Below are 26,049 nucleotides of genomic sequence, written 5' to 3'. Positions count from 1 at the left end.
CCTATTTCTTCTGTACTCTTTTTAAGATCATCAGATTTAAAGGGTTTTGAGGGTAACCGGTGATGTTGTTCTGCAACATCACCACACTCTCATCATAAAACAAAGGAATCATATTCCCATTCTCCATAACCATATTGTCCATTTGCTGGTAAAGCGCATAGCGTTTTTTAGCATCGGCCTCGTAATAGCTCTGTTCAAATAAACGGTCGTATGCTGCATTAAAATATCCGGTATAGTTAGGCCCCAATGGAACCTTATTGTGCGAATAAAACACGGCCAGATAATTCTCTGCATCCGGATAGTCGGCTATCCAGGATCCCCTGAAAAAGTTTACTGCATTTTTTGACATCAGCTCTCTTAAACTGGCGGTAGGGGTAACATCAACTTTTACTGGAATACCGATAGCGGCAAGTTCATTTTGGACAAATTCAATCAGGTCTTTATAGGTAGTAGATGTGCTCAATATGATCTGTGGCATTCCTTTGCCGTTAGGATATCCAGCTTCGGCAAGCAACTGTGCCGCTTTAGCAGGATTATAGTGATAGCCTTTAACAATGGTGCTGTCGAAACCGGGCATACCCGCGGGCATAAATCCTGAAGTTCCTGGAATACCGATACCATTTCTAAGGTATTTGATCAGCTTTGGTTTGTCTATCGCATATTGAATTGCCTGCCTTATTTTTTTAATCCTCAGCGGCGAATGCTTAACATTGCTCTTGGAGGTATCCACCAATATACCAATATATTCTGTGCAGAGATATGGTTTTTTGGTGAGTTGGAATTTGCCCTTGTACTTAGCAGTCATCTTACCGCTCTTGGTCAGGATATCATCGCGATAACTCCCGTCAACCTTATCAAAAAAGTCCAGTTCCTTTTTTAGAAAATTCATAAAGGCGCTCTGTTTATCGGTGATGAAAGTTACTTTAACGGCATCAAGATAGGGTAGCTGATGATTACCGTCCTTTTCCCAATAATGCTCATTTTTTAAAAGTACAAGGATCTCATCTTCTTTCCAGTGTTTAAGCCTGAAAGGGCCCGTGCCTACCGGGTGACTCCTGAAATCCTTGCCATAGTGCTCTACCACTTCTTTTGGTACCACCGAACAATATTGATGAGTAAGTAGTTTCATGAAAGCGGGAAATGGTTTTGTAAGGTGGATCGTGAATGTGCTGTCGTTTACAGCCTCAAAGCTCCGCTGGTCTTTTACTTTGTCGCTAAATATCCATCCTCCGGAAGACGCAACTCTGGGGTCGATCAGGCGGTAGAAGCTATACGTGAAATCTGCTGCGACTACCTTACGTCCTTTTCCATTCTTGAAGAGTGGGTCGTCCTGGAAATATACATCATTACGCAGATGAAAGGTGTATTCCATTCCATTGTGTGCTATTTCCCAGGATTTTGCAATGCAAGGCATAGTGTTCAGGTTGCTGTCGATCTGCACCAGTCCGTTGTAGATCTGGTTAATCATCCATACCGCATTCTGGTTTCGGGCAAAAGCCGGATCCATGGAAGTCAGGTTCTGGTCGATATTGAAATTGAATACTTTTTTATTGCCGGTATCTGATGATCTGCTGCAACCGGCAAGGCCCAGCATCAGGAATCCCCAAAAAATATGTGGAATAATACGGTTCATCTGTTCAGGAATAGTAATTTTGCACAAAGTAATAAATAATCAGTATGTCTTTTTTAAATGAGGTGATAAATAATGTGACTGACGAGGTTTTGCGTGAGGAGCTTCAGGAACGGGTAGATATCATCCAGCATAAGATCAAGTTTATGGATAAGGTGCCCGTAATTTGTCTGACTACTGATAATGAGATCAGCGGTAGCTTAAAGACTTTGATAGAGGCTGCCGGTGGAATTATGCAGATCGATCCATTTGAAGCAAAAGTTTTGATTTATCAGGAAGCTGGGGTCGGCATGCTTGAAATGATGGGCGTGGTACCGGCGATGCTGAGCAGCGAATGGCCGGCGGTAACCTACAACAGGGTTTATCTGTTTGATGATCATCAGCTTGATGATACTGATCCTGCAGGCATGGTGGCAGCATTGGAGGATCTTGCGGAGATGCTATATCCTGGTTATTTCGTTTTTGGTAATGAAGGAGTTACCTGGACCGGTTTTGGGGTCTGATTAAAAAGCAATAAACTTATCGATCTGATCATTTGTAAACTTTAAGGTGTCTTCCTTAAAGAAATCACCATGCTCATCAAACTCAGTTTTTATCGCTGGAATATGGAGTCTTAATGGCAGTACGTTCAAATGTAAGTACCCGCAAATTCCCGAAAAATGATCAATACCCCGGATGTTTCCGTACTTTCCGGATGAAATACCTGTTAAGGCAGCTTTCTTATCATAAAAACTATCTGGGAAATCACAGGCATCAATAAAGGTTTTTAGGACGCCCGGGAAACTCCCATTGTATTCTGGAATCACAAACAGGAATTTCGTGCTTGCGGTAACCAATTCCTGGATAGCAGCAAACTCATTGCTGCGGTTGCCATATAGATCAGAGGCGATCAGTGTGGCGGGGAGTGACTCCATGCTCAGGATATTGGACGTCACGCCTTTAAGCTGTAAAGCCTTCTGATAATATTTTGCTACTTTCAGCGTATTACTATTGGGTCTGTTGGTGCCTGAAATAATGGTTATCATGTATCCGGATTGTTAATAAGATGTTTAAAACAGTTGAACCATTCCTGCTAAAATTGCCTTTTAGTTCGTATCTTAGCTAACTGTTAAAAAGTGCCTGAATAGATACAAAAATAGCATTTTTAAACATAAAATCAGCTACAAAAAAGAAGCCTCAGATAATTAATTGATAATTTTTAAGAAGATAGATGAGTAAAATTATTGCATTGGCAAATCAGAAAGGTGGTGTAGGTAAAACTACTTCAGCAATCAATTTAGCCGCAAGTTTAGCCGTATTAGAATACAGAACTTTGTTGGTTGATGCAGATCCTCAGGCGAACTCCACGTCGGGTATCGGTTTCGATCCACGGAATATAAAAAATAGCATTTACGAATGTATCATCAACGATATTGAGCCTTCAGAAGCTATCCAAAAAACTGAAACCCCGAATTTAGACCTTTTACCTGCTCACATTGATCTGGTTGGAGCCGAGATTGAGATGATCAACCTGAACAGTCGCGAGTATAAAATGAAAGCTGTGCTGGCTAAGATCAGGGACGATTATGATTTTATTATCATTGATTGTTCACCTTCGTTAGGTCTGATTACAATTAACGCACTTACTGCTGCGGATTCTGTGATCATTCCAGTACAATGCGAGTACTTTGCATTGGAAGGTCTAGGTAAATTGTTGAATACCATCAAAATTGTTCAAACCAGGTTAAATCCTGAACTCGAAATTGAAGGTATCCTGTTAACAATGTACGATGTGCGTTTACGTTTGTCTAACCAGGTGGTTGATGAAGTAAGAACACACTTCCAGGATCTTGTTTTTGAAACGATCATCCAGCGTAACACCCGTTTGAGTGAGGCCCCTAGTTATGGTGTATCTGTAATTATGCACGACGCCAACTGTAAAGGTGCAATCAACTATTTGAACCTTGCCAGAGAGATCGTTCGCAAGAATGGTCTGGTAAAAGAGACTGAAGGTTTGACAACGGCAACTATTTAAATTTAAAGAGAATGACGTCTTTTCAGCGAAAAACAGGATTAGGAAGAGGATTGAGCGCACTCCTGGATGACAACGATGCGACGCATCCACCCAAGAATACTGTAAATCCGGTAAGTGAAACAGAACAGCGTACTGAAAATCATATCGGAACGATTAATATTGCAGACATTGAGACTAATCCTTTTCAGCCGAGAACTGAATTTGATCAGGTAGCTTTGAATGAATTGTCTGAATCGATTAAGGTTCAGGGTCTGATCCAACCTATTACTGTACGCAAAAACGGAACTAATAAATATCAGCTGATTTCTGGCGAACGCAGGCTAAGAGCATCTAAGCTCGCCGGCTTAACACAAATTGCAGCCTACGTTAGAGGTGCCAATGATCAACAAATGCTGGAGATGGCGTTGATCGAGAATATTCAACGTGAAAACTTAAATGCTATTGAGGTAGCCTTAAGCTTTCAGCGGATGCTTGATGAATGTAACCTTAAACAGGATCAACTGGGAGAGCGGGTAGGTAAAAACAGGTCTACGGTAACCAATTACTTGCGTCTGCTTAAATTGCCACCGGCTATTCAGATCTCTATCCGTGATCAGAAAATATCCATGGGTCACGCACGTGCTTTAATTAGTGTTGAGGATACTTCAAAGCAGCTTTTCCTACATCAGGAAATTATAGATAAGGGCTTGTCTGTACGTAAAGTGGAAGAGCTTGTAAGAAGTCTCAATACTTTGCCTCTGCCTGCACCCGTTATTAAACAAACTGCTAACTCGTCGGAATATCAGAAACTGCAGCGGGATCTGGCATCGAAATTCGCTACCAAGGTAAAACTTAAAGTAGGTCAGAATGGTAAAGGTGCGATTGAGATTCCTTTCGTTTCAAACGACGATCTGAGCAGAATTCTTGAATTATTAGATTGGTAATGTCCAGAACACTTTGGGTATCGGTTTGTCTGTTCTTTGCAGCCTTTGGCGCGCGCGCGCAGGAAGCTGTGTTGATGAAAAAAGACAGTACCGGCACCAGGCTGGAGAAAGTAGACACCCTAAAAAGTACATACATCAACCCGGGGAAGGTTGCCGCACGTAAGGCAATTTTTCGCTCGATGATAATCCCGGGATGGGGGCAATATGGGAATGGGATCAACCTGTATCGTGGGATAAAAATTGCTGCGATCTATACCGGAGGAACAATCCTTGCACTTTCTTACATCTCCAATAATAAACAATATAATATCTATCTGAAGGAACTTAGAGATAGACAGGCCAATGGTGGTAAACCGGTAATCGGAAGCCCATATTATGGGGTTTCAGGTACAACAGGCATCGCGGCCGCCAAAGACACTTATCGTAGGAATAAGGACGTAATTGTGTTCTCACTTGTAGGTGTTTATGCCATTCAGGTCATCGAAGCTTATGTGGATGCCAGACTAAATTACTTCGACGTGGGTGATGATCTTGGTTTTAGAATCAAGCCAGGGATCATTAATTCCAACTCCATGTATGGTTATCAGTCTTCTTTTGCGCCAGCAATTAAACTTTCCTTCAGACTGTGAAAAAATTAGCAGACCTTTAAAAATAAATTATAAATTACTACCATGAAACTAGCATTGTTAGGTTATGGCAAAATGGGCCAGATCATAGAGCGTTTTGCAGTAGAAAGAGGGCACGAGGTAGTGCTGAAAATTAATGTAGACAACAAAGAAGAGCTTACAGCATCAAATCTTTCCAAAGCAGATGTGGCCATAGATTTTAGTGCGCCGGCTGCAGCATTAGACAATATTTACGCTTGTTTTGATGCCAATATACCTGTTGTTGTAGGCACCACTGGGTGGTACGGTCAATTGCAAGAAGTTAAGAACGATTGCTTAAACGGTAACCATACTTTATTGTACGGATCTAACTTTAGTATCGGCGTTAACCTGTTTTTTCATGTCAACCAGGTGATGGCAAAAATCATGAACAACTACCCGCAATATGATGTACAGGTGGAAGAAATTCACCATACCCAAAAGCTGGATGCACCAAGTGGAACAGCAATGACGATTGCCGAAGGTATCATAGATAACCTGGACAGTAAATCTGAATGGGTAAATGAAGTAGAGGGAGCAGAATTCGATGTTGCCTTAAAAAATGAACAGCTATTGATTAACTCATTGCGCATAGGCGAGGTACCTGGAACACATACGGTAGTCTACAGCTCTGAAGTAGATGATATAGAATTGAAACATACTGCACATAGTCGGGCAGGATTTGCATTAGGTGCAGTTGTCGCAGCAGAATGGGTGGAACACAGACAGGGCTTTTATACGATAGCCGATATATTTAATTTTAATAAGTAAGATATGAACTATAAGTTCTGGAAAAAGAAAGATAGCACTACGCCGAAAAAGAAGAAAACAAAGGGAAGGGAATGGGTGGATGCCATTGTTTTTGCTGTTGTTGCTGCGACCATTATCAGGGTATTCTTTATCGAAGCCTATACTATTCCCACAGGATCCATGGAACGTTCGTTACTTGTTGGCGACTTTCTTTTTGTGAGTAAGGTAAATTATGGTGCTCGTATTCCTATGACCCCTGTTGCTTTTCCTTTTGCACACCACACCATGCCAATAACAGGTACAAAAGCATATTGGGACGGTGTTCAATGGAACTACCGCAGATTACCAGGCTTGAGCGACATCAAAAGAAATGATGTTGTCGTATTCAACTTTCCTGAAGGGGATACCGTAGCCCTGCAGGCACAGGATAGAAATTATTATGAGCTTGTACGTTCCCTGGGATGGAGTGCTGTAAACAGTCAGTTTACTGTTACCAGTCGCCCTGTTGATAAAAGAGAAAACTATATCAAACGTTGTATTGGTATTGCTGGCGACGTAATTAGTATGAAGAATGGGTTGGTGTCTGTAAACGGTAAGCCAGAAATGTTGAAACCGACCGGGCAAATTACTTACGCTGTGAAGTTCAAATCAGCAGATGTGAACTTTGCCGTATTTACCGATATGGGATTCGATATCCAGTCAGACATCACTGCGCTTTCTGATGCGAATACTTATGAATTTACAGGTACAGCCGAAATGCTGGAGCAGGTACGCAAGCTTAACTATGTAGAATCTGTGAAGGAAAATACTGCCCCTGGAACATACCAGGATCTGGCGGTTTTTCCACATGATAAAAACAGGATTTGGAATGTAGACAATTTCGGGCCGATTACTATTCCCAAAAAAGGATTGACGGTTCAGTTGGATAGCGTTAACATGCCTTTATATGAAAGAACAATCAGGATTTATGAGGGTAATAAGCTGGAGAAATCTGGTAACGACTGGTTAATTAACGGACAAAAAGCAACTAGCTACACCTTTAAAATGAATTATTATTGGATGATGGGTGATAACAGACACAACTCATTGGATTCACGTTATTGGGGCTTTGTACCCGAAGATCACGTCGTAGGAAAAGCATTATTTATCTGGATGAGCTTCAACGATCATGGGTCGTTCTTTAGTAAGATCAGATGGAATAGATTACTTAGAGGAATTCACTAAGCATCTAAAATTTCAATTCCCATTTTTACTGCCAGTTGATTGAGGTCTGTTACCACAGCCTCAATCAATGGTATTCCATTGATTCTTCTTTCAGCTTCAAAAGCGTACTCCGGCTCGCCGGGTATAATCACGCGCTTTTCGGGATCGACCGTTTTTGCACTTTTAAATCTTTCGATCCAATTATCCAGATGGTCTTTGAAGTCCTGCGCCGGACGAAACCCATCAATGCGCATTGCACCAAAGAAGTGTCCGATGCCTTCTCCTACAGGATCTGTAGGTGGATCAAGAAAAGCTACAAAAGGAGGAACCCAGGGGCCATAATTAGCGCCAGAAAGAACTGCCGATAAAATATCTACCGTGGCACTTAGCCCATAGCCTTTATGACTGCCATGGGTTTTATCACTGCCCAATGGTAGCAGAGATCCACCAGCTTTGAGTTCATTGGGGTCTGTTGACATCTGTCCGTTTTTATCCTGTGCCCAGCCTTCTGGAATAGGTGAATTTGCACGCTGTGCGATTTCTAACTTGCCATTTGCTGCTGCTGCGGTAGCCATATCTACCACCACTGGAGGATATTTGCCAGCCGGAAAGGCATAACACATGGGATTAGTACCTAAAAGTCTCTCGTTGGCGTAGGTTGGTGCTACCAATGGGCTTGCATTGGTCATACTGATTCCAATCATGTCTTCTGCTACAGCCATCAATGAATGGTACCCGGCAATTCCAAAATGATTGGAGTTCTTTACGGCAACCCAGCCACTACCGTAAGTCTTTGCCTTATCGATCGCCAGTTGCATTGCAAATGGAGCTACCACAAGTCCTAAACCGGCGTCACCATCTACTGTTGCTGTAGTTGCAGTTTCGTGTACCACTTTAATCTGCGGTCTTGCATTAATTCTTTCCTTCTCCCACAAACGTACATAGCCGGTTAAACGCGCAACGCCATGCGAGTCAATACCACGAAGGTCTGATTTCAGCAAAACATCTGCCGCAAGCTTAGCATCCGCTTCCGGGCAGCCCATTTTTAAAAATACCTGTTCCGTAAACTCGCGCAGACGCTGTTCTGTAAATGTGTAGAAAATCATAAGCTTAAACTATTTGGCGAAAACTACAGTAAACTGATTGTCCAGTGGTTTGAAAGTGTCAAGTAATGCGTTTATAAAATCGTCACCGTAGGCGATATACATGGGTGCGATATTCAGCACCCGTTCTTGCAATACTCCTGATGGGAAGAGTTTATCTTTTAATCCATCAATCTGGCTTAGAGAAGTCACGTGTTTCTTTTTCTCCGCCCGCATCATCTTCTTATCAAGGTTGGTAATGAGTTTGAGGGCTCGGGTTTTAGCGGCGTCTGCCGACTGGGAAAGCGTTTTGTCAATCTTATAGGCATTCAGTTTGATTTGATCAAAAACAGCCTGAATCGCACGTGCCTCATCATCAAGAGAAATGTACGTTGTTACATGTGCCTTAATCCATTCATTTTTCAACACTTCCTTTTCATGGAAAAGGTTTTTGTGACTGATAGCAAGGATTTGCATCTTCCGTTCACTCCGTTGGTCAATAATCAGTGCGGAGTTTCTAAGTAATAAAACAGGATAGGGAACTTTGTAGAAGTCGAAGTTTGCTTTAAGCTGTAGCCAGTAAGTCACCTCTGCACCACCGCCAATATAAGCGAGGTTTGGCAAGATAATTTCCTGATATACCGGTCTCATTACCACATTTGGACTAAAGCGTTCTGGATATTGATCAATCTCCTGCTGAAGGCTTTCTTTGGTAAAAGTAATATCAGTATTATTAACCGCGTAGCCGTTGCTGTCTTCGATGATTCGTTCACGCAGACCATCGGTCATATAAAAGAAATTGATTGCCCTGGGGTTTACCTGAGGTTTGTAGCCAATAGCTTCCAGTGCGGTATTACTCTGCTCGATCAGTTCGTTGCTATGTTGTTCTGTAATATCCTGATAAACCAGTGGAGCAAATTGCTTTTTTAACTGTGCATCGTCTGCATCTATGCAAACAAGTCCCTGTTTATTGAAGAGACCGTCAACGAGATGCCTGGTCGCATCAGCTAAATTAGCGTGTTGGGTATAGGCTGCTTCGATAAGTTCAGACAATTTAGTCCCCGATCCGCCAATACCAAGATAACCTTTGTAAGAATTCAAGGCATCACCAAGATCAGCTGTGCTGATTTTTCCTGTTGCTCCTGTCGATTTCGATAACCAGGTGATCATTTTGTCTTCCACTTTTACATGGTTGATTTCTTCGAAATCGTGATCTTCTGTAGCCATCCAGTATACCGGGATAAAATCACATCCAGGGAATTTGGTCTTTAACTCTTTGGCCAGATTGATTGCCGTAACAATTTTATAGATAAAATAAAGTGGACCTGTAAACAGGTTTAACTGATGTCCAGTAGTGATCGTAAATGTTTTTTCTCCTGCAAGTAATTCTATATTACGAAGTACAAGGGGGCTGGTATTTAACGATTTATATTGCTTCTTCAACACCTCAACTAGTAAGCTGCGGTCGCCCAGCATCTTCCTGTTATCAATAGCCTGCCTAAAGCCGGCGAAATCAGTACTGTACTGATAAAAAGGTTTTAATTGTTCTTTACCTTCAATATAGTCGAGGACTACAGTAGAGAAAGCATGGGTCTGTTGATAAGGAATATATTTCGCCTGCATTGATACGAAATTAGGTTAATAAATATCAATTCTAAGCACCGTATTTTTATTTTACAATTTGTCCATACAGATCGAAATCTTCAGCCCTGTCGATTTTAACATTTACAAAGCTCCCGTTGGCAGCGTAACCTGTAGTTGCATCAATCAAGACTTCATTATCCACTTCCGGAGAATCAAATTCGGTACGCCCGATAAAATAATTTCCTTCTTTTCTGTCAACAAGTACTTTATAAGTATTGCCTACTTTTTCCTGGTTGATATCAAAAGAAATACCCTGCTGAATCTCCATGATCGCATCTACACGTTCTTGTTTCACTTCGTCAGGGACATCATCGATCAGATCATATGCATGGGTTTTTTCTTCGTGAGAATAAGTAAAACAACCCAGTCTGTCAAAGCGGGTATCTTCAACCCAACGCATCATCTCTTCAAAATCTGCTTCTGTTTCACCAGGATATCCGCAAATTAAAGTAGTCCGCATTGCAATGCCTGGTACCTTATCGCGGATCTGGTTTACGATATCAATTGTTTTCTGTTTGGTAATTCCGCGACGCATAGATTTCAGCATGCGATCCGTGATATGCTGTAAGGGCATATCGAGATACTTACAGATATTATCGCGCTCATTCATGGCATCCAGGATTTCCATAGGGAAACCTGAAGGATAAGCGTATTGTAAGCGAATCCATTCAATTCCGGGAACATCAGAAAGACGTCTCAGCAATTCATCCAGGTTACGTTTGCCATAAATGTCAAGACCGTAGTATGTCAGATCCTGAGCAATTAAAATCAGTTCTTTGGTTCCATTGGCAGCAAGGATTTTAGCCTCATTAACGAGTTCTGCCATATCTCTTGATACATGCTTACCACGCATCAGTGGAATAGCACAGAAGGAGCAGGGTCTGTTGCAGCCTTCAGCAATTTTAAAATAAGCAAAATGAGAAGGTGTGGTTAGCAAACGCTCACCGATCAGCTCATGTTTGTAATTGGCATCCAGTGAATGCAAAATGTTGTGTAAATCATTGGTGCCAAAAAAAGCATCTACATTGGTGATTTCAGCTTCCAGCTCAGGTTTATAACGTTCAGAAAGACATCCGGTAACAATCACTTTCGAGATCTTGCCTTCTTCTTTCATCTGGCTATACTGTAAAATCGTATCGATAGATTCCTGCTTCGCATTGTCAATAAATCCGCAGGTATTGATCACGATGATATCGTCTTTGCCTACCTGATTGGCTTCGTGTACCACATCGATGCTATTTCCGCGCAACTGTCCCATCAGTACTTCAGAATCATAGATGTTTTTGGAACAACCCAGGGTAATTACATTTACTTTGGGTTTTTTAAGCGGAATAATTTTGGAAACAGTTTTGGTATTCATGTATGTGTATTTCAGAAATTAGTGCAGCAGCCTAGTTGAATAAGCTATCTACAAAAACTTTTTTATCAAATAATTGAAGGTCGTTAATGCCTTCACCTACGCCGATGTATTTCACCGGAATTTTAAATTGATCGGAGATGCCGATCACGACGCCACCTTTGGCGGTGCCATCAAGTTTCGTTATCGCAAGGGCATTAACATCTGTAGCTTCCGTAAATTGCTTACATTGCTCAAAGGCATTCTGACCTGTTGATCCATCCAACACCAATAAAATTTCGTGCGGAGCATTGGGAATAACTTTCTGCATGACGCTTTTGATCTTACCAAGTTCATTCATCAGTCCGATCTTGTTGTGTAAACGGCCGGCCGTGTCAATGATGACCACATCTTCCTGATTGGCTACAGCCGATTGGAGTGTGTCGAATGCTACTGAGGCAGGATCCGATCCTGTGCTTTGTGCAACAACGCGCACACCAACACGCTCGCCCCAGATCTTGATCTGCTCTACAGCTGCAGCCCTGAAAGTATCTGCTGCACCAAGAACAACTTTGAGGTTTTCTGCTTTCAATTTGTGTGCAAGTTTACCAATGGTGGTAGTTTTACCAACACCATTAACACCCACAACCATGATCACATAGGGTTTATGCTGCCCATATTCGAAATTGCGGAAGTCGTTGCTATTGTTTTCCGATAGCAGCAACTGTATCTCATCACGCAGGATATGGTTCAGTTCTGTGGTCGACAAATACTTATCTTTCGCCACCCTGTTCTGGATCCTGTCAATAATTTTCAGTGTCGTCGTTACGCCAACATCCGATGTTACCAATACCTCTTCAAGGTTATCGAGTACATCATCATCCACTGTAGATTTCCCGGCAACGGCTTTCGTGATTTTACTCAGAAAACCTTCCTTGGTTTTTTCCAGACCTTTGTCCAGTGCAACCTGTGCTTCCGGAGCAGCTTCTTTCTTTTTAAAAAAATCGAATAGACCCATATGAATGTTTAACAAAACAAAAAAAGCCCTCCCATTAAGAAGGGACGGCTCTAATATTATTTAAATATTAAAAAATACTAAGCTTCCTGAGAAGTGGTGATAGCATCTTTAACGTGATCGTTGTGAACAATAACTTCTTTGAAAGAATAAGCACCAGATTTTGGTGATTTAGTCATTGTAATAACTTTCGAATACTCTTTTCCTTTACCCGTTTTTAGGGTTGCAACTACCTTTTTTGCCATGATCTAAATAGATTGTGTTTTAGTTAATACTAAAACGTATTATTTAATTTCTTTGTGAACTGTTACCTTTTTCAAAACAGGATTGAATTTTTTCAATTCTAAACGCTCTGTAGTGTTTTTACGGTTTTTTGTAGAAATATATCTCGACATACCCGGCATGCCACTAGTTTTATGTTCAGTACACTCTAGAATAACTTGTACTCTGTTACCTTTCTTTGCCATTTTTTTATTATTAAAGCTGACAATACATCAGCTAATGTTTTACAAATACCCTTTTTTCATGAAACGATTGATCGCTTCAGTAATACCAATTTTATTGATGGTTTTGATAGCTGAAGTAGATACTTTCAGTGTTATCCAACGATCCTCATCAGGAATATAAAATTTCTGAAGTTGTAAGTTGGGATAAAACTTACGTTTAGTTTTAACGTTTGAGTGAGAAACATTAAAACCGCTCATTGCCATCTTTCCGGTTAAATCACAAACTCTAGACATGCCTTTAAATATATGTTAATTATAAGTCGCTTAATTTTTTTAAGAGTGTGCAAATATCAGAAAAATAATTGTAATCGGCAAGTAGCTGCTGAATATTTTTTATAATATTTCTGTTTTTGTTGAAGCCCCTTTTCCCTTGCGGGATTGCAAAGGTAATCATTTCTTTCTTAATTGCTTAAAAAGGTTGAAAACAAGGCAAACAATCCGCTTTTATCAACGGTATTATTACCATAAAAAGGATCAATCAATTGATTATATCGTTTATATTTGAGTTCAAGACCAAATACAATTACCGAGCAGCATGCAAATTAAATCATTCGAAGAATACGAACAAACCTACGCGCTCAGCGTGGAGCAGCCCGAAACTTTCTGGGCAGGTATAGCAGACAACTTCCTCTGGAGAAAAAAATGGGATAAAGTGCTTTCATGGAATTTCACGGAACCCAATATCAAATGGTTTGAAGGCGCAAAACTGAATATTACCGAAAATTGCCTCGACAGGCATTTGGAAGAGCATGGCGATGATCCGGCAATTATCTGGGAGCCTAACGATCCTGAACGTGATAGTATAACATTAACTTATAAAATTCTTCACGAGCAGGTATGCCGCTTTGCCAACGTACTTAAAAAGAATGGTGTGCAGAAAGGCGACCGGATCTGCATTTATATGCCAATGGTGCCCGAACTGGCAGTAGCGGTGTTAGCATGTGCACGCATTGGTGCTGTACACTCTGTAATCTTCGGAGGTTTTTCTGCTAAGTCTATCGCCGATAGGATTAACGATGCACAGTGTAAATTGGTGATCACTGCTGATGGTGCTTTTCGCGGAGCCAAACAAATTCAATTGAAAGAGGTGATTGATGATGCACTGATCGGATGTCCTACTGTAAGCAAAGTTGTCGTGCTTACGCACACACGCACGCCGGTATCAATGCTTAAGGGTCGCGATATCTGGTGGGAGGACGAGATTAAATTAGTAGACACGCACTGTCCGGCCGAAGAAATGGATGCCGAAGATATGTTGTTTATATTGTATACATCGGGATCTACTGGTAAGCCAAAAGGTGTAGTACATACCGTAGGTGGATATATGGTGTATGCAGGATACACTTTCGCGAATGTCTTCAACTATAAACGTGGAGAGGTTTTCTTCTGCACTGCAGATATTGGTTGGATTACTGGCCATTCGTATATCGTTTATGGACCGCTTTCTCAAGGTGCTACTACACTTATGTTTGAAGGCGTGCCAACCTATCCAACACCCTCCAGGTTTTGGGAAATCACTACTAAACATAAGGTAAACACGTTATATACCGCACCCACAGCCATTCGGTCGTTAATGAGCTTTGGCACTGATCCCGTGCGGGGTCAGGATTTAAGCAGCCTGCGTGTATTGGGCTCTGTTGGAGAACCGATCAACGAAGAAGCATGGCACTGGTTTGATGAAGAAGTAGGCCATGGCAAATGTCCTATCGTAGACACCTGGTGGCAAACGGAGACCGGTGGACTCATGATTTCGCCGATCGCTTTTGTTACACCTACAAAGCCGGGGTATGCTACATTGCCTCTTCCCGGTGTGCAACCAATTCTTGTTGATGAACAAGGGCAGGAAATCAATGGTAATGATGTGAGTGGAAATTTATGTATCAAATTCCCGTGGCCAGGGATGCTTAGGACGCTCTATGGAGACCATGACCGTTGCCGGCAGACTTATTTCTCAGCTTATCCTGAATTGTATTTTACGGGCGACGGCTGTTTGCGTGATGCCGATGGATATTACCGGATCACTGGCAGGGTAGATGATGTCATCAATGTTTCTGGGCACCGCATAGGTACCGCTGAAGTGGAAAATGCCATTAACATGCACGCCGGAGTGGTAGAGAGTGCGGTTGTTGGTTATCCGCATGATGTTAAAGGGCAGGGTATCTATGCCTTCGTGATATTTCCTAACCACCATGAAGATGCAGAGCTTACGCGTAAGGATATCCTCCAAACGGTAACACGCGTTATTGGCGCGATAGCCAAGCCTGATAAAATTCTATTTGTATCAGGACTTCCTAAAACACGTTCAGGCAAGATCATGCGTAGAATCCTGAGAAAGGTTGCAGAAGGGGAGACCGCCAACCTAGGCGATGTATCAACATTGCTTGATCCGACAGTAGTGGACGAAATTATCGATGCAGCAAAGCAGGCATAAAACAAAATCTGGCATTGGCTGTTTTATTAGTATCAAACAAATGATAACTAAAATATACTACCATGGATAAGTTAGAATTAAAAGGAAAATGGAATGAGATCAAAGGTAAAGTGAAACAAGCTTACGGAGATCTTACTGAAGACGATTTGACACATGAAGAAGGTAAAGATGATGAGTTGTACGGAAAACTTCAGCAGAAAACAGGAAAAACCAGAGATGAAGTAATTGACTGGCTGAAATCATTGTAAACTGTTTGATCATAATCTATAGAAAGGTGCTCTCAAGGCACCTTTTTTTATTTTGCCTTAATCTGTATCATTGTACATGGAATCAGCAGAAGCACTACTTATTAAAGCGGCACGGTTAGACTCCAATGCTTGCATTTTAAAAAAAGACGTAGCTGGGGTCGCGAAATACTGGCTTCAGGATTTTGTTCAGATTGCCGGTGATGGAAGTCATACTACAGGAAAAACACAACTTATTAAAGACTGGAAATATATGTTTTCACAAAGCAGCCCTGTATTTGAACGACTACCAAATGAGATTACAATCAGTGATCGTGGAGACCTTGCTTGGGAACAAGGGACATGGAACTATAAAACGGCGCCTTACCGCGGTAACTATGCAGCGATGTGGAAAAAAGTGAATGGCAGGTGGCTCACCCAATCGGAGCTGTATGTGTCATTGGACTAAAATAAAAAAGGGCCGGTAGTCATCCTACCGGCCCTTTCCATATGTATATTAATCTAGTATCCGAAGATCTGCTCTAATGTTAATGTAGTTACTGGACCAAATTTCTGCATGTCTTCCAACTTTACTTTCTTATCAGAAGCAACAATACAATAGGTGTAAGGCTTGCCCGAGATATGTGTAGCATGGAAATTTTTCAAATCGTTAAAAGTTAACGTTTTCAAGCTGTTGTATCTGTCGATTCTTGAATCGTGATCGAAACCAAGTTTCTGATCGGCAAAGTATCTGAAGAAAATACCATCCTGAACGATACGCTGCGTTTCAATTGCATTTAATGCATTTGATTTCGAACCTTCAAAAGATTTATCTACCTGAGGTAATGTAGTTAACAGTTCATTCATACCCGCTACTGCCTCAGTCATCTTATCTGCCTGACTACCTACGTAGGCAACCATCGTGTAATCTTTAGCTGAAGCATCTGGTGAAGAATATAAAGCATTTGTAGAATAAGCAAGTGCTTTTGATTCACGGATAGTCTGGAATACAATAGATCCCATACCACCACCGAAATAGCTGTTAAATAAGTCAACAGTACCAATCATCGAAGGGTTGTAAACACCATCATTACGTACCCATCTGATCTCAGATTGTACCATATCATAGTTTGCAAATAACACCTGGTTTGCTGAATTGGTTGTATAAGCAAATTTAGCTGCAGGAGCCGCCGGAGTAAATTCTTTAGGCAATGCATGCAGCTTCTTGATTTCTACCTGAAAATCAGCCAGCGTTTTAGGACCGTAATAAGTAATCGTGTGCTTGTAGTTGCTGATGTTGTGCAGGATATACATCAATTGCTCAGATGTGATTTTGTTGATCTCATCATTTGTCAGCGTAGTATTTAACGGGTTTTTAGCTCCAAATTGCGCGTAGGTAACTAAACCACCCAAAATAGCTGCCTTGTTTAGTTTCGTGTTGGCTCTTGCTTTTAAGATACTTGCTTTAAGCTCAACTAAAGCCTGCTCATTAGGCTTGCAGTTGGCAAGCACATGCTCAACAAGACTTACAGCCTGATTAAAGTTTTCCTGTAATCCGCTTACATTGATCGTTACGATTTCATTACCTACGCTCATATTGTAATTACAAGCGATATTGTAAAACTGCTTACTGATTTCTTCAGCACTGTATTTGTCGGTGCTCAGGAAGTTCAGGTATTGTGCAGCATAAGGTAACAATTTGTAGTTATAAGCGCCCATATCAAAACGGTACGTCATACGGAACAAACCGTTATCCGTATTTTGGATAGTAATTACATCGGCAATGCCAGATTTGCCAAAATTCAGGTCCTTTTTGTAATCCAAAAATTTAGGCTGAATAGGTTTTACAGGCATCGCAACGATGCTCTTAGTGAAATCCGAAATCGCGTTTGCATTAGGGTTAATTGGCGTGATTAAAGGCTTCTCCACTTTCATGGCATTTTTGTCTTCCCCTTTATGTTTGTATCCAACAACATAATTGTCGCCGAAGAATTTATTGGCAAAATCAACAATCTGCTGTTTGGTAACTTTAGCCATGTCATCAGGTCCATTCAATGATTTATCCCAATCGGCACCGCGACTTAATATAAATTCATTTGAAGCAGTTTCAGCACGGAAATTATTGTTGTCAAACGCAGTGATCAGGCTAAGCTTGGTGTTTGCCACTGTTGCTTTAATCAGGCTAGCATCAAAAGCTCCTTTTTTAAGCAGATCAATCTGCTCCATTAAAAGACCTTTGGCTTGTTCCAGCGTCTGGCCTGTTTTAGGGGTAGCCGATAAATAAAACATTCCGTAATCTTTCATTTGCTGATAACCTGCGCCAGCTCTCAACACTTTTTGTTGTTTATTCAGGTTAATATCAATCAGACCTGCTTTACCGTTAGATAAAACGCTGCTAATCAAATCTAACATTAAGCTTTCTTTGCTGTTTTGTGCATAGCCACGATAAAAAATCTGCAAGCTTTCTGCACTCGGACCATACACATCAACTGTTTGAATGGATGTTAGTGGTTTCTCAGGTGCCGGGTTGTAAAGCGCTAGTGGTTTAGATTGCATGTAAGCAAAAGACTTATCCACCTTTTTAATCATTTCATCAGGATTCAAGTCACCAGACATGATTACCGCCATATTGTTCGGCACGTAATATTTGTCGTAGTATTTCTGAATCTCTACAAGCGAAGGGTTTTTAAGGTGTTCGATAGTTCCGATAGTGGTTTGCTGTCCGTAGTTATGTGTTGGAAATAATAGGCTCGACATAGCTTCATAAAGCTTACTGCCATCATTATCCAGACTTCTGTTTTTTTCTTCGTAAACCGCCTCAAGCTCCGTGTGGAAAATCCTTAAGATCGGTTTGCGGAAACGTTCAGCTTGTAATGCCAGGAATTTATCAGTAGCATTGGAAGGGAAATCTTCATTGTAAACTGTTTCTTCTACCGAAGTATGGGCGTTGGTAGAGTTACCACCGATACTTTTCATCATCTTATCATACTCGTTCGCGATAGAAATGTTAGACGCCTCACCTGAAGTTTTATCAATCTGTGCGTAGATTTCTTTACGTTTTACCGGATCAGTAGTTTTATTATACTGCTCGTAAAGTGCCTGGATCTTGTCCAGATATGGTTTTTCTTTAGCGAAGTCTGTTGTTCCGAATTTATCGGTTCCCTTAAACAACAAATGCTCCAGATAATGTGCCAGTCCTGTATGTGTTCTCGGATCCGTATTACTTCCGGCTCTCACAGACATCCTGAATTGTATGTTGGGTTCTTTAGGGTTTGGTGAAAGGATTACCGTCAATCCGTTTTTCAGGGTGTAAAACCTCGATTTTGTCGGGTCGTTGGTCACATATTTGTAGGTGTAACCCCCTGATGTCGCTGTTTTCCACTGGTGTGTGGACTGGGCCATTAAGCCCGATCCTGTAACCAATAGGCCAGCAATTAATAGTAGTTTATTTTTCATGTTTATTAAGTTATAATCAAATATAACCCGAATGTACATTAATCCTAAACTTTCTATTGATTTCTCGTATTTTTACGCGAATGGTGGTTTTAAATGCGCCATTTAGCAGATTAAAGAATTTTTTTCATGAAAAAACAAGGAAAACCGAATATACTGGTAGTTAATGATGACGGCATTACTGCTCCAGGCATCAAAGCATTGATTGAAGTGATGCAGGAATTAGGCAACGTTGTTGTTGTTGCACCCGATGGGCCACAATCGGGTATGGGGCATGCTATTACCATTGGTAAGCCACTCCGCTTTGATAAAGTTGACCTTTATCCCGGAGTAGAGATGTATAAATGTTCGGGAACACCGGTAGACTGTGTAAAGCTGGCAGTCAATAAAATATTTAAAGGAAAGAAACCAGATCTTTGTGTTTCCGGTATTAACCACGGCCTAAACAATTCCATTAATGTCATCTACTCGGGAACCATGTCTGCAGCAGTAGAAGGTGCTATTGAATCTATTCCTTCCATTGGCTTTTCGCTCGATGATTTCTCGCAGGAAGCAGATTTTGAGCCTGGTAAAAAGTATATCAAAGTAATTGCCGAAGAAGTGCTTAAGCATGGGCTACCACAGGCAACTTTGCTCAACGTTAACTTTCCTAAAGGAGACGACATCAAAGGAATCAAGATTTGTCGCCAGGCTAACGCTAAATGGGCTGAGGAATTTGACGAACGTAAAGATCCTTACGAACGCCCTTATTATTGGCTTACTGGCGTCTTTCAGAATTTTGATAAAGGGGAAGACACTGACGTGTGGGCATTGGAACATCACTTTGTTTCTGTTGTTCCCGTACAGTTTGATCTTACAGCGCACCACGCTATTCCTGTTTTAAATACCTGGACTTTTGATGTTTAGCGCTATTAAAGATTCGGTATTTGTAGGTTTCGGCATCGGCATCGCCGTGCCGGGGGTGTTGGTCAGCATCGTCTGGTTCATCATGCATCAGGTATCCTTTCTGGCAAAGGCCGATCTGCTCCTGATAGGCTGCATTGCGGTAAATGCTGTGTTGCTCAAGATATTTTTTAAACAACAGAAGGATAGCTTGGGCAGGGGTGTACTCAGTGCAACCTTTATCTGGGCATTCGCCTTCTTTTTTTACAAAGTCAACCAGTCATGAAATACTACCTCATAGGAGGCGAGGCCTCCGGTGACCTCCATGGCGCCAACCTGATCAAGGCCATCAAGGCAAATGATCCGGAAGCTGAATTCAGATATTTTGGTGGTGATAGAATGTTGGCGGAAGGCGGTACGTTAGTGAAACACTATGCCGATATGGCTTTCATGGGCTTTACCGAAGTATTACTTAACCTCAGGACTATTCTCAATAACATGAAGTTCTGCAAAGGAGATATCCTGAAATGGAATCCTGATGTACTCATCCTGATTGATTTTCCTGGCTTTAACCTAAAGATCGCCTCATTCGCAAAAAAAGAGGGCATCAGGGTGCATTATTATATATCACCCAAAGTATGGGCTTGGAACCAGAAACGAGTACTCAAGATCAAAAGGGATGTTGACCGTATGTTTTGTATTTTGCCTTTCGAGGTCGACTTCTATAAAAGCTGGGGCATGGACATTGACTATGTCGGGAACCCCTTACTCGATGAGATTTCGTTGTTTAGGGCTGAACCTGATTTCAGAAATAAACACGGGCTAAATGATAAACCGCTGATAGCATTTTTGCCAGGAAGTCGGCGACAGGAGATTGAACGGTTGCTGCCAGTGATGCTGAGCATAACCGATAAATTTCCAGACTATCAGTTCGCTATCGCTGGGGCGCCTAGTTTTGATGCTGCTTACTATAAGCAATTTTTAGAGGGACAGCCAGTTATACCATTGATCTTCGGACAAACATATGATCTGCTGCATCATGCACATGCTGCAATCGTTGCTTCAGGCACTGCGACGTTGGAGACAGCCTTATTCAGAGTGCCGCAGGTAGTAGTTTACAAGGGAGGAGCCATTTCTATCGCTATTGCCAGAATGCTGGTGAAAATCAGGTTCATATCGCTTGTAAATCTTATTATGGATAAACAGGTGGTACGGGAGCTGATTCAGGAACAATGTGAAACTGATACCGTTGCTACGGTCCTGAAAGAGATTGTTAAAGGTGATGTAAGAGATTCGATGTTGGCTGACTATACCGTTCTGGCAAAGAAAATGGGTAGCCCCGGTGCTTCGGAAAAAACTGCTGAGCTTATTGTAGCTGATCTCAAAAATCTACGTTAATCTGCCAGCTGTTGCTGTTGGTAACAGATGGATTCTAACTTCGCTTTTAAAAGATCGGGGTTAAAAGGCTTAGAAACGTAATCATTCAGGCGTGCTTTATCCATTTTTTCCTGAACATTAGAGGAAACTGAGGCGGTCAATGCGATGATATGAACACTGGATTTCCGTGGATCGGGATTAGCACGTATCAGGGTCGTCGCTTCATAGCCATCCATAACAGGCATGTGAATGTCCATTAAAATAACATCAAAATTCTGAATTTCTACTGCAGCAACAGCGTCAGCGCCATTTTCGACGAAATAAGGACTGATGTTCCATTGTCCAAGTAGTTTCTTCATCAACAAAATATTCATGGCATTGTCCTCGGCAATCAGGACTTTCAGACTGCTCAGCTGCTGTGCGGTTACCTTACTGCCCGGAGCGTGTTGCGCCAGCGTAATAGAATCACCAATCTGATAGCTGATGCTGAATGTGAAGGTCGTACCGGCGGCAGGCCTGCTTGTGAGCTCCAGACGGCTGTTATGGATTTCAATTAAATGTTTTACAATAGAGAGGCCTAAGCCCGTGCCGCCATATTTTCTGGTGGTTGTAGAAGATGCCTGAGAAAACGGCTCGAAGATCAACGCTTTTTTATCGTCAGGAATCCCAATGCCCGTATCCGAAACTATGAACTCTACACGCAAAACGTCGCTGTTTTCGACAATAGCATTAATTTTTAGGCATACCACTCCTGCAGGCGTAAATTTAATGGCATTCTCGAGCAAATTGTACAGAATCTGTGTCAGCCTGGTTGGATCACCGATCAAAACTTTGTCGATTAAAAAGGGATCAACTTCTAAATGAAAAGTAAGTCCTTTTTCGGCCGACTTTACTTTAAATCCCAAAGATATTTGTTGTACCAGTTCTGATATCCTAAATGGGATGTGCTCCAACTCAATCTTTCCCGATTCAATTTTTGAAAAGTCAAGTACATCGTTGATGAGCGTTAGCAGACTTTGCGCAGAAAAGTTCAGGATATTAAGGTTTTCTGCCTGGTCATCCCGCGGCTGATCTTTTAGTAAAATATTGCTCATGCCGATTACCGAATTCAGGGGAGTCCTGAGTTCATGCGACATCGTAGAGAGGAAATCTGTTTTTGAACGCGACGATTGCGCGGCAATCTCTATGGCTTCAAGTAACTTTGCATTTAATAGCTCTTCTTCAATCTGTTTTAAGCGAAGTTTTTTTATGGTGAGGTTGTAACTGGTGAAAATGTGGTGATGCATAAATACAAACAACACGAAGTTGTTGATCATTACCAGCATAAATGCCGGAGTACTGAGCTGCCTCGGGGTAATATTGATATGGATGTATTCCTTGCCATTGAATACAGCATAAAATAAAATTGGCAGTATGTTTAGCAGCGCATAGAAAACACCCCAACGGGTGCCCAACATATAAAAAGCAAAAATAATTACGAGTAAGGTGAACTGTATCGTAGCAATGTTAATTGCCATGACGAAAATCAAAAGATTAGACCAGATCACAAAACTGACAATCAGACACATGGCGTGTGATACATTTCTCCAGATCGGCTTTCTCAGTAACGAATACACAATCCCAATCATGAACACCAATACGATACAAGAGCGCCACACCTGGATCATCGGCCCGCTGATCATGTATAAGGGAATTGTGATAAAAACAACTACTGAGGACAGTAAAGTTAGATTAATCAGGAATTTTACACGCTCCTTGTTCAGAGGATCATGGTCATTCCCCAGCACCTTATCCAGCTGTCTGTCTACGTAAGAAAATTTCATTTTATCCCTAATTGCAGACTAATATAGGAAACCCCATGATTTAAGCAAGCCTATGCTGCTCCTTTTATCTGGAAATAGAACCTGCAGGTGTAAGAAATCTATTTTGCTTTGATCCAGGTTGCTATGTCCGTAATGACCTGCGGCGAAACATTGGCCGGCGTCTGGTATTGCGTAGCATTTCCTTTTTCTTTTTGAACACTCAACAGGTGGTTTAATTCCGGATAAAACTTCATCATAACGTTTGGCTTTTTACCCAGCGCAGCATTCCATATTGCATAGTCATCTGCAGTGACCTGGAAATCATTTCCTCCTTGAATTACCATGATACGTTTAGTCAGCTTTTTAGCAATTGCTACCTGATCATTTGTATTAAGATCTATCCAGTAGCTTGCTGGCAACCCGAGTATAACAGAGTCCGCCTTCATTGAGCCAAGGCTGGTAATTCTTGCTTTGTCTACCTCTTTCAGGTTTTCTGCCAGTACAGTTTTAAGACGTTGTGTCGTGTCTTTCATTTGCGCATACATATAGTTGTTTTGTTCAACCATAACATCTGCAAGTTTTTTGGCCGGAGCAGCAATAATAATGATTCCTTTAAGCGCAAGGGAGGTTGCAGCCATGCGTGGCGCAAGCATGCCACCAAGGCTATGGCCTAATAAATAGATTTGCGTTTTATTTACTCCAGGTAACGTTTTAGTCAGTTCCACCGCTGCTAGGGCATCATTCATGACCTCTTCTTTCACCGTAAAGGCGCCATTAAATTCTCCTGGATAAACAAGTGTTCTTTTTACATACCGGATGGTTGCAATGCCTTGCGCAGCCAGGCCAACTGCTAAATCTTTAAACGGTTTATTTGCACCTACAGTTTCGTCCATGTCTGAAGGACCAGAACCGTGTACAAGTACTACGATTGGATAGATCTTAACTTTTGTAGGTGTTGTAAGAATACCAACGAGGTTGCTTTTTGTACCTTTAATTGCAACTTCTTTTTCTTTATAAAGCAGGCTATCAGCGTACGCTGGTTTAGCATAAACCGGTGCGTTATTTTTTGGTTGAAGGAAAAAACCCACAATTTTTTCAGTTTTGTTATAGGCTATCATAAACCGCTGTGTGTCCTTCTCAAATTTTCCATCCAATACCACAACAACGTACTCACCTTCAGTTTTACTTTGCACCACGTCGGCACCCTCGAACTTACCGATGCTCATATTTAGTTTTGACCAGAGTTCGTACAGACTTTCCGGGGTGATTTTTGCCTGAACAGATGGGTCGAAGAAATCTACCGCCTCTTTGAATTTTTCTTCACTCATGAGTTTGAAAAAATCGTCCGAACGGTTCATTAGTGAAATAATGCCTTGAGAAAAAGCAGAGGTGGTGGCCATCATGATCACCAGTAGTATGAAAAATTTCTTCATTTTGTGTTTAGTATATCAGGTTATTGTAGGTTGTGCGTGTTTTTGCAAACCAAAGTTAGCATAATTTGCATTTCTTTATAATCCTGATTAATCATTTAACTAATTACTTAGGTTTTAGAAGAACTTAATGCCCGTATTTAACACCAGGGTGTAGGCAACAGCATAAAGTATCATGAACGAAAATGACCACGCGAAGTAACGGATGATGTTCTGTTTTCCCTTTTTAAATGGTACTAGAAAGACGGTGTTAAATAGTAAGGCAAATATTGCACAAATAAAGTTCATGCATACTAAAATGGCACTGAAAGCTAGTGCAAACACAGCTGGCTCAATGATAATACCTGCGATCAGACCATATAGCCCACCCATCAACATAGTAACTAAAAGGACAATGGATGCGTAGGAAATTCCGCCTTTAACCTGCACAAAGAAGTAAGTCCATAGTGATTTATATCTGTGCTCTGATACGATTGACCTGGCTGGTTTTTTAACTTCTTTTAACATTTCATCCGTTATTGGCTGAACAGTTTTCTTGCTATTCCCCCGCTGTTTTTTATGTCGTGGCCACCAGATCAGAAACCCAGTGATAAATAATGAAATCGGAATCAGTCCGGCTATCAATGCCAGGATCTGCGTGGGTAGTCCGCCAAAACTTCCAAAATGAATTGGAGTCATCCAACTTAAATAGGCGTTACCAACATTTGGGAAGTCACTTCTGCTGTTTAGCAAAGCCTTACCGGTGTACTGATCAACAATCAGCATCTCACGTTTACCTGAAACTAAGGTTCCTTTACTCAATATATCTAAGCGGTAGGTACCAAGATGATCGGTGGGAAAAGCTACCCCTGCAATGCGTCCACCAGGAATTTCTCTTATGCTTACAGCAAGAATATCTTTCAAAGGTAACGGCACCGCATTTTTATGGTAGGCAGATTTGGCACCTAGTAGCTGCACTACACCCTGCGGGGATTTACCGCTAAAGACAAATAATAATGGTATCACGATGGTTGAAAAAGTGATACAAAATCCTGTCAGGGCAATCATCGCCACAACGGGTGAGGAATAAAAGCCAAGTACGTTATGCCAATCATAATTCTTACGTTTGAAACTGCCGGAAAACCGTACAGTGAGCGCAGATTTTAATTGTTTCCATTTTTGGGGAATCCATAGGCGCAATCCAGAAATGATCAGGATCACCATGGATAAGGAGGCCAGTCCAACTATATACCTGCCAGCAACAGGAATCAGCAAGGTGCGATGTAGTTCTGTAACCACGTGTATAAAGCCGCTTTCATATAAACGCTTTCCGCTGATGGCACCGGTATATGGATTAAAAAATGTTTCTTTCTCAGTTTTATAATCAAATACGCGATAAGCTAATCTAGGGTCATTGGCATCCTTATCCATTAAGTAGTCAATTTTAATACCCGGATTCTTACGCTTGATCAGGGGAATAATCTCATCAAAAGGTATCTTATGCTGAGCAGCACCGATATTGAAAAGTTCTGGGTTTAGCGCCCTGTCTATTTCATCCTGAAAAACAAGAATGCTTCCGGTTAAACCAACAAAAGCAAGAATGGCACCCGCAAAGATTCCCAGATATAGATGCCATTTACCAAACCAGCGTTTCTGGTGTTTAGCCCAGTTTAATGTTTTTTGTTTTAATCCCAATGTAGTAGCGTTTAAAGGTTGACAGAACC

General features: G+C 41.4%; 25 protein-coding genes. 12 read left to right on the top strand and 13 right to left on the bottom strand.

Annotated elements, in window-relative coordinates:
* Position 1 precedes the first annotated feature (1 nt).
* A complete protein-coding gene (locus CLV32_RS11155; protein WP_133555400.1) occupies positions 2-1,633 on the bottom strand; it encodes an ABC transporter substrate-binding protein in 1,632 nt (543 codons plus the stop codon).
* Between the two features lie 44 nt (positions 1,634-1,677).
* On the opposite strand from CLV32_RS11155, the gene CLV32_RS11150 reads away from it, so the two are divergent.
* A complete protein-coding gene (locus CLV32_RS11150; protein WP_133555398.1) occupies positions 1,678-2,133 on the top strand; it encodes a substrate-binding domain-containing protein in 456 nt (151 codons plus the stop codon).
* Here CLV32_RS11150 and CLV32_RS11145 read toward each other — a convergent pair whose 3' ends face one another.
* Entirely contained in the window at positions 2,134-2,655 is a 522-nt protein-coding gene (locus tag CLV32_RS11145) for an NADPH-dependent FMN reductase (protein WP_133555396.1), read from the bottom strand.
* Between the two features lie 185 nt (positions 2,656-2,840).
* On the opposite strand from CLV32_RS11145, the gene CLV32_RS11140 reads away from it, so the two are divergent.
* The 5 genes from CLV32_RS11140 to lepB are packed head-to-tail and all read left to right on the top strand — an operon-like array spanning position 2,841 to position 7,185.
* Positions 2,841-3,644: a ParA family protein gene (locus CLV32_RS11140; RefSeq protein WP_133555394.1), complete on the top strand. Its 804-nt coding sequence runs from the start codon at positions 2,841-2,843 to the stop codon at positions 3,642-3,644.
* Positions 3,645-3,655: 11 nt separating this feature from the next.
* Positions 3,656-4,567, top strand: a complete 912-nt coding sequence (locus CLV32_RS11135) for a ParB/RepB/Spo0J family partition protein (protein WP_133555392.1) — start codon at positions 3,656-3,658, stop codon at positions 4,565-4,567.
* Positions 4,567-5,196 carry a DUF5683 domain-containing protein gene (locus CLV32_RS11130; RefSeq protein WP_133555391.1) on the top strand — a complete coding sequence of 210 codons (630 nt, stop codon included), beginning with the start codon at positions 4,567-4,569 and terminating at the stop codon, positions 5,194-5,196. The genes CLV32_RS11135 and CLV32_RS11130 overlap by 1 nt, the downstream gene beginning before the upstream one ends.
* A 42-nt stretch (positions 5,197-5,238) precedes the next feature.
* Positions 5,239-5,982 (top strand): 4-hydroxy-tetrahydrodipicolinate reductase, encoded by a 744-nt coding sequence (dapB, locus tag CLV32_RS11125; protein WP_133555389.1) that lies wholly within the window; start codon positions 5,239-5,241, stop codon positions 5,980-5,982.
* Between the two features lie 3 nt (positions 5,983-5,985).
* Complete coding sequence (lepB, locus tag CLV32_RS11120) at positions 5,986-7,185, top strand: signal peptidase I (protein WP_133555387.1); 1,200 nt, start codon at positions 5,986-5,988, stop codon at positions 7,183-7,185.
* On the opposite strand, the gene CLV32_RS11115 is transcribed toward lepB, so the two are convergent.
* From CLV32_RS11115 to rpmB, 7 genes are all read right to left on the bottom strand, one after another.
* Positions 7,182-8,270, bottom strand: coding sequence for an Ldh family oxidoreductase (locus tag CLV32_RS11115; protein WP_133555385.1), 1,089 nt, complete (start codon positions 8,268-8,270; stop codon positions 7,182-7,184). The two genes, lepB and CLV32_RS11115, sit on opposite strands and share 4 nt — an antisense overlap.
* 9 nt (positions 8,271-8,279) lie before the next feature.
* Entirely contained in the window at positions 8,280-9,869 is a 1,590-nt protein-coding gene (gene bshC, locus CLV32_RS11110) for a bacillithiol biosynthesis cysteine-adding enzyme BshC (protein WP_133555384.1), read from the bottom strand.
* 46 nt (positions 9,870-9,915) lie between these two features.
* Positions 9,916-11,250 carry a 30S ribosomal protein S12 methylthiotransferase RimO gene (rimO, locus tag CLV32_RS11105; protein ID WP_133555382.1) on the bottom strand — a complete coding sequence of 445 codons (1,335 nt, stop codon included), beginning with the start codon at positions 11,248-11,250 and terminating at the stop codon, positions 9,916-9,918.
* A 31-nt stretch (positions 11,251-11,281) separates the two neighbouring features.
* Positions 11,282-12,244, bottom strand: a complete 963-nt coding sequence (ftsY, locus tag CLV32_RS11100; protein WP_133555380.1) for a signal recognition particle-docking protein FtsY — start codon at positions 12,242-12,244, stop codon at positions 11,282-11,284.
* Between the two features lie 77 nt (positions 12,245-12,321).
* Positions 12,322-12,486, bottom strand: coding sequence for a DUF4295 domain-containing protein (locus CLV32_RS11095; RefSeq protein WP_133555378.1), 165 nt, complete (start codon positions 12,484-12,486; stop codon positions 12,322-12,324).
* Positions 12,487-12,525: 39 nt separating this feature from the next.
* Positions 12,526-12,708, bottom strand: a complete 183-nt coding sequence (gene rpmG / locus CLV32_RS11090; protein WP_008242799.1) for a 50S ribosomal protein L33 — start codon at positions 12,706-12,708, stop codon at positions 12,526-12,528.
* A 39-nt stretch (positions 12,709-12,747) separates the two neighbouring features.
* Positions 12,748-12,981, bottom strand: a complete 234-nt coding sequence (rpmB, locus tag CLV32_RS11085) for a 50S ribosomal protein L28 (protein ID WP_133555376.1) — start codon at positions 12,979-12,981, stop codon at positions 12,748-12,750.
* Positions 12,982-13,282: 301 nt separating this feature from the next.
* Between rpmB and acs the strand changes: the two genes are divergently transcribed.
* The 3 genes from acs (at position 13,283) to CLV32_RS11070 (ending at position 15,871) form a co-directional block, all read left to right on the top strand.
* Entirely contained in the window at positions 13,283-15,178 is a 1,896-nt protein-coding gene (gene acs, locus CLV32_RS11080; protein WP_133555374.1) for an acetate--CoA ligase, read from the top strand.
* A gap of 62 nt (positions 15,179-15,240) precedes the next feature.
* Entirely contained in the window at positions 15,241-15,426 is a 186-nt protein-coding gene (locus CLV32_RS11075; RefSeq protein WP_133555373.1) for a CsbD family protein, read from the top strand.
* A gap of 76 nt (positions 15,427-15,502) precedes the next feature.
* Positions 15,503-15,871, top strand: a complete 369-nt coding sequence (locus CLV32_RS11070) for a YybH family protein (RefSeq protein ID WP_133555371.1) — start codon at positions 15,503-15,505, stop codon at positions 15,869-15,871.
* 53 nt (positions 15,872-15,924) lie between these two features.
* Here the strand turns inward: CLV32_RS11070 and CLV32_RS11065 are convergent, their stop codons facing one another.
* A complete protein-coding gene (locus tag CLV32_RS11065; RefSeq protein WP_133555369.1) occupies positions 15,925-18,858 on the bottom strand; it encodes a M16 family metallopeptidase in 2,934 nt (977 codons plus the stop codon).
* 126 nt (positions 18,859-18,984) lie between these two features.
* Here CLV32_RS11065 and surE point away from each other — a divergent pair, with 126 nt between their 5' ends.
* Genes surE through lpxB form a run of 3 tightly spaced genes read left to right on the top strand, consistent with a single transcriptional unit; the run spans position 18,985 to position 21,135 of the window.
* Positions 18,985-19,761, top strand: coding sequence for a 5'/3'-nucleotidase SurE (gene surE / locus CLV32_RS11060; RefSeq protein ID WP_133555367.1), 777 nt, complete (start codon positions 18,985-18,987; stop codon positions 19,759-19,761).
* Positions 19,754-20,023, top strand: a complete 270-nt coding sequence (locus CLV32_RS11055; protein WP_133555365.1) for a stationary phase survival protein SurE — start codon at positions 19,754-19,756, stop codon at positions 20,021-20,023. The genes surE and CLV32_RS11055 overlap by 8 nt, the downstream gene beginning before the upstream one ends.
* On the top strand, positions 20,020-21,135 hold the full coding sequence (gene lpxB / locus CLV32_RS11050) for a lipid-A-disaccharide synthase (RefSeq protein ID WP_133555363.1): 1,116 nt from the start codon (positions 20,020-20,022) through the stop codon (positions 21,133-21,135). Before CLV32_RS11055 ends, lpxB begins: the two co-directional genes overlap by 4 nt.
* Here lpxB and CLV32_RS11045 read toward each other — a convergent pair.
* The 3 genes from CLV32_RS11045 to CLV32_RS11035 all read right to left on the bottom strand — a co-directional run bounded on the left by CLV32_RS11045 (position 21,132) and on the right by CLV32_RS11035 (position 26,020).
* Entirely contained in the window at positions 21,132-22,937 is a 1,806-nt protein-coding gene (locus CLV32_RS11045; RefSeq protein ID WP_133555361.1) for an ATP-binding protein, read from the bottom strand. The genes lpxB and CLV32_RS11045 overlap by 4 nt on opposite strands.
* Before the next feature lie 98 nt (positions 22,938-23,035).
* Positions 23,036-24,349: an alpha/beta hydrolase gene (locus CLV32_RS11040; protein ID WP_133555359.1), complete on the bottom strand. Its 1,314-nt coding sequence runs from the start codon at positions 24,347-24,349 to the stop codon at positions 23,036-23,038.
* A gap of 114 nt (positions 24,350-24,463) precedes the next feature.
* The gene (locus tag CLV32_RS11035; protein WP_133555357.1) at positions 24,464-26,020 is read right to left on the bottom strand and encodes a PepSY-associated TM helix domain-containing protein; all 1,557 of its coding nucleotides are present in this window, start codon (positions 26,018-26,020) and stop codon (positions 24,464-24,466) included.
* Between the last annotated feature and the right edge of the window lie 29 nt (positions 26,021-26,049).

This window comes from Pedobacter duraquae (genome assembly GCF_004362245.1).
GTDB classification, from domain to species: domain Bacteria; phylum Bacteroidota; class Bacteroidia; order Sphingobacteriales; family Sphingobacteriaceae; genus Pedobacter; species Pedobacter duraquae.
This window is presented reverse-complemented; position numbering and strand designations above follow the sequence as displayed.

What these genes read in the sequence shown, in the direction of transcription:
- rimO (WP_133555382.1), bottom strand. Translation starts at nt 11,250, where the DNA reads ATGAATACCAAAACTGTTTCCAAAATTATTCCGCTTAAAAAACCCAAA.
- surE (WP_133555367.1), top strand. Translation starts at nt 18,985, where the DNA reads ATGAAAAAACAAGGAAAACCGAATATACTGGTAGTTAATGATGACGGC.
- CLV32_RS11115 (WP_133555385.1), bottom strand. Translation starts at nt 8,270, where the DNA reads ATGATTTTCTACACATTTACAGAACAGCGTCTGCGCGAGTTTACGGAA.
- ftsY (WP_133555380.1), bottom strand. Translation starts at nt 12,244, where the DNA reads ATGGGTCTATTCGATTTTTTTAAAAAGAAAGAAGCTGCTCCGGAAGCA.
- acs (WP_133555374.1), top strand. Translation starts at nt 13,283, where the DNA reads ATGCAAATTAAATCATTCGAAGAATACGAACAAACCTACGCGCTCAGC.
- CLV32_RS11095 (WP_133555378.1), bottom strand. Translation starts at nt 12,486, where the DNA reads ATGGCAAAAAAGGTAGTTGCAACCCTAAAAACGGGTAAAGGAAAAGAG.
- CLV32_RS11130 (WP_133555391.1), top strand. Translation starts at nt 4,567, where the DNA reads ATGTCCAGAACACTTTGGGTATCGGTTTGTCTGTTCTTTGCAGCCTTT.
- CLV32_RS11145 (WP_133555396.1), bottom strand. Translation starts at nt 2,655, where the DNA reads ATGATAACCATTATTTCAGGCACCAACAGACCCAATAGTAATACGCTG.
- CLV32_RS11075 (WP_133555373.1), top strand. Translation starts at nt 15,241, where the DNA reads ATGGATAAGTTAGAATTAAAAGGAAAATGGAATGAGATCAAAGGTAAA.
- lepB (WP_133555387.1), top strand. Translation starts at nt 5,986, where the DNA reads ATGAACTATAAGTTCTGGAAAAAGAAAGATAGCACTACGCCGAAAAAG.
- bshC (WP_133555384.1), bottom strand. Translation starts at nt 9,869, where the DNA reads ATGCAGGCGAAATATATTCCTTATCAACAGACCCATGCTTTCTCTACT.
- CLV32_RS11150 (WP_133555398.1), top strand. Translation starts at nt 1,678, where the DNA reads ATGTCTTTTTTAAATGAGGTGATAAATAATGTGACTGACGAGGTTTTG.
- CLV32_RS11045 (WP_133555361.1), bottom strand. Translation starts at nt 22,937, where the DNA reads ATGAAATTTTCTTACGTAGACAGACAGCTGGATAAGGTGCTGGGGAAT.
- CLV32_RS11040 (WP_133555359.1), bottom strand. Translation starts at nt 24,349, where the DNA reads ATGAAGAAATTTTTCATACTACTGGTGATCATGATGGCCACCACCTCT.
- dapB (WP_133555389.1), top strand. Translation starts at nt 5,239, where the DNA reads ATGAAACTAGCATTGTTAGGTTATGGCAAAATGGGCCAGATCATAGAG.
- CLV32_RS11070 (WP_133555371.1), top strand. Translation starts at nt 15,503, where the DNA reads ATGGAATCAGCAGAAGCACTACTTATTAAAGCGGCACGGTTAGACTCC.
- lpxB (WP_133555363.1), top strand. Translation starts at nt 20,020, where the DNA reads ATGAAATACTACCTCATAGGAGGCGAGGCCTCCGGTGACCTCCATGGC.
- CLV32_RS11065 (WP_133555369.1), bottom strand. Translation starts at nt 18,858, where the DNA reads ATGAAAAATAAACTACTATTAATTGCTGGCCTATTGGTTACAGGATCG.
- CLV32_RS11055 (WP_133555365.1), top strand. Translation starts at nt 19,754, where the DNA reads ATGTTTAGCGCTATTAAAGATTCGGTATTTGTAGGTTTCGGCATCGGC.
- CLV32_RS11135 (WP_133555392.1), top strand. Translation starts at nt 3,656, where the DNA reads ATGACGTCTTTTCAGCGAAAAACAGGATTAGGAAGAGGATTGAGCGCA.
- rpmG (WP_008242799.1), bottom strand. Translation starts at nt 12,708, where the DNA reads ATGGCAAAGAAAGGTAACAGAGTACAAGTTATTCTAGAGTGTACTGAA.
- CLV32_RS11140 (WP_133555394.1), top strand. Translation starts at nt 2,841, where the DNA reads ATGAGTAAAATTATTGCATTGGCAAATCAGAAAGGTGGTGTAGGTAAA.
- CLV32_RS11155 (WP_133555400.1), bottom strand. Translation starts at nt 1,633, where the DNA reads ATGAACCGTATTATTCCACATATTTTTTGGGGATTCCTGATGCTGGGC.
- rpmB (WP_133555376.1), bottom strand. Translation starts at nt 12,981, where the DNA reads ATGTCTAGAGTTTGTGATTTAACCGGAAAGATGGCAATGAGCGGTTTT.